Genomic DNA, 7,960 nt, shown 5'->3' with positions numbered 1-7,960 from the left:
CTCTCCCGACCCCTGCTGACGCAGGGGCCACCCTCCCCCGCAGAGGGGGGAGGGAGAGCTGCGCGGCCTTCGGCCGGTCAGCCTCCGAACAGCCCGCGCAGCTTCGCCAGGAAGCCGCCCTGCTGCGGCTTCGCCTTGCCCGCCACCTCCGTGGTCGTCGGGATCCGCGCCCCGCCATCCGCCTTGCGCGGCGCCTGGACCAGACCGAGGGCGGCCGTGTCCGTGGTCTCGCGGTCGATCAGGATGAGGCCACCGGTCTCGCGGTTCTCCGCGTAGGCGTCGAAGGCCACCGGCCGATCGAGGGTCAGCGTCACGTCGGCGATGTCGTTGGCCGTGAGCTGCTCGGCGGGACCCGGCTGGCCCGTCTCCGGATCGATGCGGGTGCGGATCGCCGTCACGGTCGCGTTGGTCGTCACCGTGCCGATCTTGGCGAGCAGCGCCGCGCCCGGCGCCAGCGGGCTCTCGGAGGCCCAGAACAGGCGGACATCCAGTGTGTCCGAGACCTGCATCGGCCGGTCGGTCGCCGCGATCACGTTGCCGCGGGACGCGTCGACCTGATCGGCGAGCACCAGCGTCACCGACTGATCCTCGCCCGCGACCGCGAGGTCGCCGTCCGCCGTGTAGATGCGGGCGACCGTCGAGGTCCGGCCGTTCGGCGCGATCGTGACGCTGTCGCCCGGACGCACCTGGCCCGACGCGATGCGGCCGGAATAGCCGCGGAACTCGGAATCCGGCCGGTTCACCCACTGCACCGCCATGCGGAAGGGGGCGGCCAGCGCCTCCTCGTGCACCGGCACGTCCTCGAGATAGGAGAGCAGCGTGCCGCCCGCGTACCACGTGGCGGCGGTGCCCGGCAGCACGACGTTGTCGCCGTTCTTGGCCGAGAGCGGGATCGCCCGCACTTCGGCGAAGCCGAGATTCTTCGTGAAGTCCGTGAAGCCCGCCAGGATCTCCTCGAACTTCGTCTGCGACCAGCCGACGAGGTCCATCTTGTTGATGGCCAGAGCGATGCGCTTGATGCCGAGCATCGAGACGAGGAGCGCGTGGCGGCGCGTCTGCCGGGTCAGGCCCTGGCGGGCATCGACCAGGATCACCGCGACGTCGGCGGTCGAGGCGCCGGTCGCCATGTTGCGGGTGTACTGCTCGTGGCCGGGGGTGTCGGCCACGATGAAGGAGCGCTTCTCGGTCGAGAAGAAGCGGTAGGCCACGTCGATGGTGATGCCCTGCTCGCGCTCGGCCTGCAGGCCGTCCACGAGGAGCGCCAGATCCATCTCCTGCCCCTGCGTGCCGTGCCTGCGCGAGTCGCGCTGCAGGGCCGAGATCTGGTCGTCGAAGATCTGCTTGGTGTCGTGCAGCAGGCGCCCGATCAGGGTCGACTTGCCGTCGTCCACCGAGCCGCAGGCGATGAAGCGCAGCACTTCCTTGCGCTGGTGGGCGGCCAGGAAGGCCTCGTAGCCGAAGGCCTCCGGTGACTGGTGGATCGTCATCAGAAATAGCCCTCCTGCTTCTTGCGCTCCATGGCGCCCGCTCCGTCCTTGTCGATGACCCGGCCCTGCCGCTCCGAGGTGCGGGCGGCCAGCGTCTCGCCGATGATCTCAGGCAAGGTCGCGGCCGGGCTCTCGACCGCGCCGGTCAGCGGGTAGCAGCCGAGCGTGCGGAAGCGGACCCGGCGCATCTGCGGGGTCTCGCCGGGGTTGAGCGGCAGGCGCTCGTCGTCGACCATCAGCAACTGGCCGTCGCGCTCCACCACCGGCCGCTCCTTGGCGAAGTAGAGCGGCACGATCGGAATGTTTTCCTGCTCGATGTAGAGCCAGATATCGAGCTCGGTCCAGTTCGAGAGCGGGAAGACGCGCAAGCTCTCGCCGCGCTTCTTGCGCATGTTGTAGAGGTGCCAGGGCTCGGCGCGCTGGCGCTTCGGGTCCCAGCGGTGCTGCGCGGTGCGCAGGGAGACGATGCGCTCCTTGGCGCGGCTCGCCTCCTCGTCGCGCCGCGCCCCGCCGAAGGCCGCGTCGAACTTGTGCTGGTCCAGCGCCTGCCGCAGGGCCTGCGTCTTCATCACGTCGGTGTGGACCTCGGAGCCGTGGCTGATCGGCCCGACGCCGCGGGCGAGCCCGTCCGGGTTGGTGTGGACCAGGAGATCGAGGCCCAGTTCCTTCGCGCGCTGGTCGCGGAAGGCGATCATCTCGCGGAACTTCCAGGTCGTGTCGACGTGGAGCAGCGGGAAGGGCAGCTTGCCCGGCGCGAAGGCCTTCAGCGCCAGGTGCAGCAGGACGGACGAGTCCTTGCCGATCGAGTAGAGCATCACCGGGTTCTCGGTCTCGGCGACCGTCTCCCGGAAGATGTGGATGCTCTCGGCCTCCAGGCGCTGCAGATGCGTCAGCCGGTCTTGGGCGAGGTTGCGACTCGGCGCGGCATTCACCGCTTGGGCGGCGCTCATCGGGCCATCTCCAGATTGCGTTGGGTCTCTGTGGTCGCGGATTGCGGTTCGAACACGGCGGCTTCGCGGCCGGGCTCGACGTTCGCGTCGGGCGAGCCGGCCGTCCGGCCGACATGCAGGCCGCACTCCTTCTTCTCTTCCTGCTCCCACCACCAGCGGCCGGCGCGCTCGCTCTCGCCGACGCGGATCGCGCGGGTGCAGGGCGCGCAGCCGATCGACGGGAAGCCGCGGTCGTGCAGCACGTTGTAGGGCACGTAGTTGTCGCGCACGAAGCGGTCGACGTCCTCGCGCGACCAGTCCGCCAGGGGATTGAGCTTCAGGAGGTCGCGCTCGGCATCGTAGGCGGCGAGCGGGGTCGCGGCGCGGTTGGCCGACTGGCCCGCGCGCAGGCCGGTGAGCCAGCCGGCAGCGCCCTTCAGGGCGCGGGCGAGCGGCTCGACCTTGCGGAAGCCGCAGCAGGCCTGCCGGGCGGCGACCGAGTGGCGGAAGCCGTTGATGCCCTCCTCGGCCACGAAGCGCTCCTCGGCCTCGCGCTCGGGCGCGTAGGCGCGGATGCGGATGCCGTAGGCCGATTCGGTCTCGGCCCAGACGTCGTAGGTCTCCGGGTAGAGCCGGCCGGTATCGAGGGTGACGATCTCGGTCCGTCCCTTGGCCAGCGCGATGGCGTGGGTCAGCACCTGATCCTCGATGCCGAGGCTCGTGGTGAAGACCAGCCGGCCCGGCACCTCCGCCTCGATCAGGTGGATCCGACCGGGCAGGTCGCGCTCCTTCAGGGCGGCCGCGAGGGCGTCGGCGGCCTGTGGGTTGAGCAGGGTCATGGGTGTTCGGCGCAAAACTGCGGTTGTGTGAGGGTTGAGATGTTCGCTATAACGAACGAAGTCAAGGCGGGGCGGCTTTGCGCGGCGCGCATTCGCCCCGGCGGCGGGGGATAGCGGCGCAACGGTCCGGAGACGGGTTCGGTTGCCGCCACAAGGAAGATCCTTCTCAATCCCGCGTCGTCCCACCCGCCCGCACGTCACGCCGGAGGTCCCGTGGATTCGATCGATCTGAAGATCCTCGCCCTGCTCCAGACGGACGCGACCCTCTCGATCGCCGCGATCGGCGAGCGCGTGGGCCTGTCGCAGACGCCCTGCTGGAAGCGCATCCAGCGCCTGGAGGCGGACGGCGTCATCGACCGGCGCGTGGCGGTGCTCGATCCTGTGAAGCTCGGGCTCGGCCTCACGGTCTTCGTCTCCATCGAGACGGCCGACCACTCGAAGGACTGGCTGGAGCGCTTCGCCGACACCGTCTCGGCGATGCCGGAGGTGCTGGAATTCTACCGCATGGCCGGCGACGTCGATTACATGCTGCGGGTCGTCGTCGCCGACATGGCCGCCTACGACACCTTTTATAAGAAGCTCATCGCGACCCTGCCGCTCAAGAACGTCACCTCCCGCTTCGCCATGGAGAAGGTGAAGTCCACCACCGCCCTGCCCCTGCCCGCTCCACCGACGCACGGCCGGCATCTGCCCGGGACCGCGCCGACTCTGGCGGTGGTTGGAGAATAATATTTTCTTCTGCAACGCAACAGCAGACGGCTTCTTCTCTTCCTGCGTGGTTCTGTAAAAAGAACGTTCCCCGTTGACAGAAGCCTCGCGTACGACGACATGGTCACCTGATGTCACGCCAAGCCATACTCCCCCGCACCGCGCCCTTCGCCGACAACGAGCGCGCCAGCCTCGACGCGGTGCTCGGCGCCGCGACGCCCATCCAGCGCGCCTGGCTCGCGGGCTTCCTCGCCGGCCTCGACGCCGCGGGCGGCCAGCCCGCCGCGGCGCCGGCCGCCCCCCCGAAGGCCGCCGAGCCGCTGACCGTCCTGTTCGCCAGCGAATCGGGGAACTCGGAGAAGCTCGCGGGCGACGTCGGCAAGCTCGCGCGCAAGCAGGGCTTCAAGCCGAAGGTGGTGGATTTCGCCGACCTCGACCTCGCGACCCTGCCGAAGGCCGGCAAGATCGTGGCGATCGCCGCGACCTGGGGCGAGGGCGAGCCGCCGGCCCGCGCGGTGCGGGCCTACGGCGAGCTGATGGGTGACGCGGCGCCCCGCCTCGACGGCGTCGAGTTCGCGGTGCTGGCGCTCGGCGACACGAGCTACGCGGAGTTCTGCGCCATCGGCAAGGCGCTCGACGCTCGGTTCGAGGCGCTGGGGGGCAAGCGCGCCGCGGAGCGCGCCGACCTCGACCTCGACTTCGACAAGCCTGCCGCCGACTGGATCAAGGCGACGCTCAAGGCGCTGGCACCTGCGCCCGCCGACAACGTGGTGGCGGTCGATTTCGCCCGCGCGGGCGGGGCCGAGGACGAGGATGCCGAGCCGAGCCGCGAGCCCTACCTGGTCGAGGTGGTCGAGCACGTGAACCTCAACTCCTCGCGTTCCGACAAGGAGACGATCCACCTCGCGCTCGCCTTCGAGGAGGGCGCGCCGGCCTACGAGCCGGGCGACTCCCTCGAGATCTACCCCGAGAACGATCCGCAACTCGTGGACGAGATCCTCAAGGCTGCCGGCCTCGAGGGCGACGAGGCCTTGCGCAAGGCGCTGCTCTCCGAGCGCGACATCACCACGCTCTCGGCCGCCACGATCGAGCGCTTCGTCAAGGCGACCGGCCACGCCGACGCGCAGAAGCTCATCGACAGCGGCGAGGCCCGCGCCTGGATCGAGGGGCGCCAGCTCATCGACCTGATCGAGACCTACCCGGCCAAGCTTACGGGCGAGCACCTCGGCGCCATCACCCGGCCGCTGCCGCCGCGGGCCTACTCGATCGCCTCCTCGCGCAAGGAGGTCGGCGACGAGGTCCACCTGACGATCGCCGCCGTGCGCTACCAGACCCACGGGCGCGCCCGCTCCGGCGTCACCTCGGTGCACGTGGCCGACCGCATCCGCGACGGAGCCAAGCTGCGGGTGCGGCTGAAGCCCAACCGCCATTTCCGCCTGCCGCAGGATCCCGCCACCGACATCATCATGGTCGGGCCCGGTACGGGCGTGGCGCCCTTCCGCGCCTTCGTGCAGGAGCGCCGCGCGACGGAGGCTTCCGGGCGCTCCTGGCTGTTCTTCGGAGACCGCCAGTTCACCCACGACTTCCTCTACCAGCTCGAGTGGCAGGAGGCCCTGGAGGACGGTTCGCTGACCAAGATCGACGTGGCCTTCTCGCGCGACCAGCCGGAAAAGATCTACGTGCAGGACCGGATCACCCAGCACGCCGCGGAGCTGGTCTCCTGGCTCGACGGGGGCGCGCATCTCTACGTCTGCGGCGATGCCAAGAACATGGCGCGCGACGTGCGGGCCGCCGTGGTGAAGGCCTACGAGACCACGAAGGGCCTGAGCCCGGCCGACGCCGAGGCGCAGGTCGCGACGCTGGAGCGCGGTCACCGCTACCAGCAGGACGTCTACTGAAGACCGGAACGCCCGCCCCCGGCGCGGGTACATCCTGTTGCGGAGGCGGATGCCCCCGCCGCGGGAGCAGGGAGCGAACCTCCCGAACAGCACGCTCCACGCTCTCCCCCGCCCGCGGGCTCAAGGCCCCGGCGAGGGAGAGATTTACGCTTTCGACGATATTGGATTCGTTCCATGGACGACCACAGCCCCCGCGACGCCGCCGAGACCCCGGCCGAGCGCACCTACGAGACGCCCCCGACCGAGCGCCCGATCACCGATGCGGAAGCCGCGCGCGCGGCCGCACTCTCGGCCAACGAGCACATCAAGATCGCCAGCGGGTACCTCCGCGGCACGCTCGCCGACGGCCTCCTCAAGCATGCCACCGGGGCGATCTCGGAGGATGACGGGCAGCTCGTGAAGTTCCACGGGATGTACCTGCAGGACGACCGCGACATCCGGGCCGAGCGCACCCGGAAGAAGCTCGACAAGGCCTACAGCTTCATGATCCGCCTGCGCATCGCGGGCGGCGTGGTGACGCCGAAGCAGTGGCTGATCCTCGACGACATCGCCCGCACCTACGCGGGCAACGCGCTGCGCGCCACGACGCGCCAGACCTTCCAGTACCACGGCGTCATCAAGTCGAACCTCAAGCGCACGATGGCGGCGATCGACGCGGCGCTGCTCGACACGATCGCGGCCTGCGGCGACGTCAACCGCAACGTGATGGCGGCCACGAACCCGGCCCAGGCCGGCGCGCACCGGGAGGCCCTGAAGCTCGCCAAGGACATCTCCGACTCGCTCCTGCCGAAGACGAGCGCGTGGCGCGAGATCTGGCTCGACGGCGAGCGCGTGGTCGGCGGCGAGGACGCGGCCGAGATCGAGCCGGTCTACGGCCGGACCTACCTGCCCCGGAAGTTCAAGACCGTGGTGGCGGTGCCGCCCTCGAACGAGGTCGACATCTTCGCCCACGACCTCGGCTTCATCGCGATCCTCGACAAGAAGAACAAGCTCACCGGCTGGAACGTCACGGTGGGCGGCGGCATGGGCATGACCCACGGCGAGACCGACACCTTCCCGCGCACCGCCGACGTGATGTGCTTCGTGGAGCCCGCGGACGCCCTCAAAGCGGCGGAAGCCGTGATGACGGTCCAGCGCGACTGGGGCAACCGCAAGAACCGCAAGAACGCGCGGCTCAAGTACACGATCGAGCGCTACGGCCTCAAAGCCTTCCGGGCCGAGGTCGAGAAGCGCGTCGGCAAGCCGCTCGCCGACCCGAAGCCCTTCACCTTCACGGGCAACGGCGACCGCTACGGCTGGGTCGAGGGCGAGGACGGGCGCCACCACCTCACGCTCTACGTGCCGTCCGGCCGGATCAAGGACGTCGAGGGCGGGCCGCAGTTCCTGTCGGGCTTCCGCCGCATCGCCGAGGTGCACGAGGGCGATTTCCGCCTCACGGGCAACCAGAACGTGATCATCGCCAACGTGCCGGCGGCCAAGAAGGCCGAGATCGACGCGCTGGTGGCCGAGTACGGCCTCACCAACGGCGCGGGCGCGCTGCGCCGCAACGCGCTCGCCTGCGTGGCGCTGCCGACCTGCGGCCTGGCGCTCGCCGAGAGCGAGCGCTACCTGCCGGATCTCGTCTCGGAGCTCGAGGAGAGCCTGGCGAGCCACGGCCTCGCGGACGAGGACATCACGATCCGCTCGACCGGCTGCCCGAACGGCTGCGCCCGGCCCTTCATCTCGGAGATCGGCCTCGTCGGCCGCGGGCCCGAGCGCTACCACCTCTATCTCGGCGCCGCCTTCGACGGCTCGCGGCTGAGCAAGCTCTACCGCGAGGACGTCCAGGCCTCGGAGATCCGCGGCATCCTCGACCCGCTGTTCGCCGACTACGCGAAGAACCGGCAGCCGGGCGAGCATTTCGGCGACTTCGTCATCCGCGCCGGCCATGTGGCCAAGACGACGAACGGGCCGGACTTCCATGACCGGACGGGCGCGCTGAAGCCCGCCGCCTGAGACGGTTTCCGGTTGGTGGGTTCGGTCCAACGCATCGTCTCGGAACGAAGCGCGGGTCCCCTCTCCCATAGGGAGAGGGACAGGGTGAGGGGTATGAGGCTGCC

At 70.0% G+C, this 7,960-nt stretch carries 6 protein-coding genes; 3 read left to right on the top strand and 3 right to left on the bottom strand.

The window, feature by feature from the left end:
* Positions 1 to 77 precede the first annotated feature (77 nt).
* The 3 genes from cysN to AX737_RS19420 are packed head-to-tail and all read right to left on the bottom strand — an operon-like array spanning position 78 to position 3,255.
* Entirely contained in the window at positions 78 to 1,487 is a 1,410-nt protein-coding gene (gene cysN / locus AX737_RS19430; protein WP_066924253.1) for a sulfate adenylyltransferase subunit CysN, read from the bottom strand.
* Positions 1,487 to 2,437 (bottom strand): sulfate adenylyltransferase subunit CysD, encoded by a 951-nt coding sequence (gene cysD / locus AX737_RS19425; RefSeq protein ID WP_066924251.1) that lies wholly within the window; start codon positions 2,435 to 2,437, stop codon positions 1,487 to 1,489. Before cysD ends, cysN begins: the two co-directional genes overlap by 1 nt.
* Positions 2,434 to 3,255, bottom strand: a complete 822-nt coding sequence (locus AX737_RS19420) for a phosphoadenylyl-sulfate reductase (protein ID WP_066924249.1) — start codon at positions 3,253 to 3,255, stop codon at positions 2,434 to 2,436. The genes cysD and AX737_RS19420 overlap by 4 nt, the downstream gene beginning before the upstream one ends.
* A 213-nt stretch (positions 3,256 to 3,468) precedes the next feature.
* On the opposite strand from AX737_RS19420, the gene AX737_RS19415 reads away from it, so the two are divergent.
* From AX737_RS19415 to AX737_RS19405, 3 genes are all read left to right on the top strand, one after another.
* Complete coding sequence (locus tag AX737_RS19415) at positions 3,469 to 3,984, top strand: Lrp/AsnC family transcriptional regulator (RefSeq protein WP_066924247.1); 516 nt, start codon at positions 3,469 to 3,471, stop codon at positions 3,982 to 3,984.
* A gap of 110 nt (positions 3,985 to 4,094) precedes the next feature.
* Positions 4,095 to 5,861 carry a flavodoxin domain-containing protein gene (locus AX737_RS19410; protein WP_066924245.1) on the top strand — a complete coding sequence of 589 codons (1,767 nt, stop codon included), beginning with the start codon at positions 4,095 to 4,097 and terminating at the stop codon, positions 5,859 to 5,861.
* Positions 5,862 to 6,035: 174 nt separating this feature from the next.
* Complete coding sequence (locus tag AX737_RS19405; protein WP_066924243.1) at positions 6,036 to 7,856, top strand: NADPH-dependent assimilatory sulfite reductase hemoprotein subunit; 1,821 nt, start codon at positions 6,036 to 6,038, stop codon at positions 7,854 to 7,856.
* Positions 7,857 to 7,960 lie beyond the last annotated feature (104 nt).

The organism is Methylobacterium sp. CCH5-D2 (assembly GCF_001556475.1).
Taxonomy (GTDB): domain Bacteria; phylum Pseudomonadota; class Alphaproteobacteria; order Rhizobiales; family Beijerinckiaceae; genus Methylobacterium; species Methylobacterium hispanicum.
The sequence above is the reverse complement of the archived record's forward strand: the minus strand, read 5'-3'. Positions and strand labels throughout refer to the sequence as shown.

What these genes read in the sequence shown, in the direction of transcription:
- cysN (WP_066924253.1), bottom strand. Translation starts at nt 1,487, where the DNA reads ATGACGATCCACCAGTCACCGGAGGCCTTCGGCTACGAGGCCTTCCTG.
- cysD (WP_066924251.1), bottom strand. Translation starts at nt 2,437, where the DNA reads ATGAGCGCCGCCCAAGCGGTGAATGCCGCGCCGAGTCGCAACCTCGCC.
- AX737_RS19420 (WP_066924249.1), bottom strand. Translation starts at nt 3,255, where the DNA reads ATGACCCTGCTCAACCCACAGGCCGCCGACGCCCTCGCGGCCGCCCTG.
- AX737_RS19410 (WP_066924245.1), top strand. Translation starts at nt 4,095, where the DNA reads ATGTCACGCCAAGCCATACTCCCCCGCACCGCGCCCTTCGCCGACAAC.
- AX737_RS19405 (WP_066924243.1), top strand. Translation starts at nt 6,036, where the DNA reads ATGGACGACCACAGCCCCCGCGACGCCGCCGAGACCCCGGCCGAGCGC.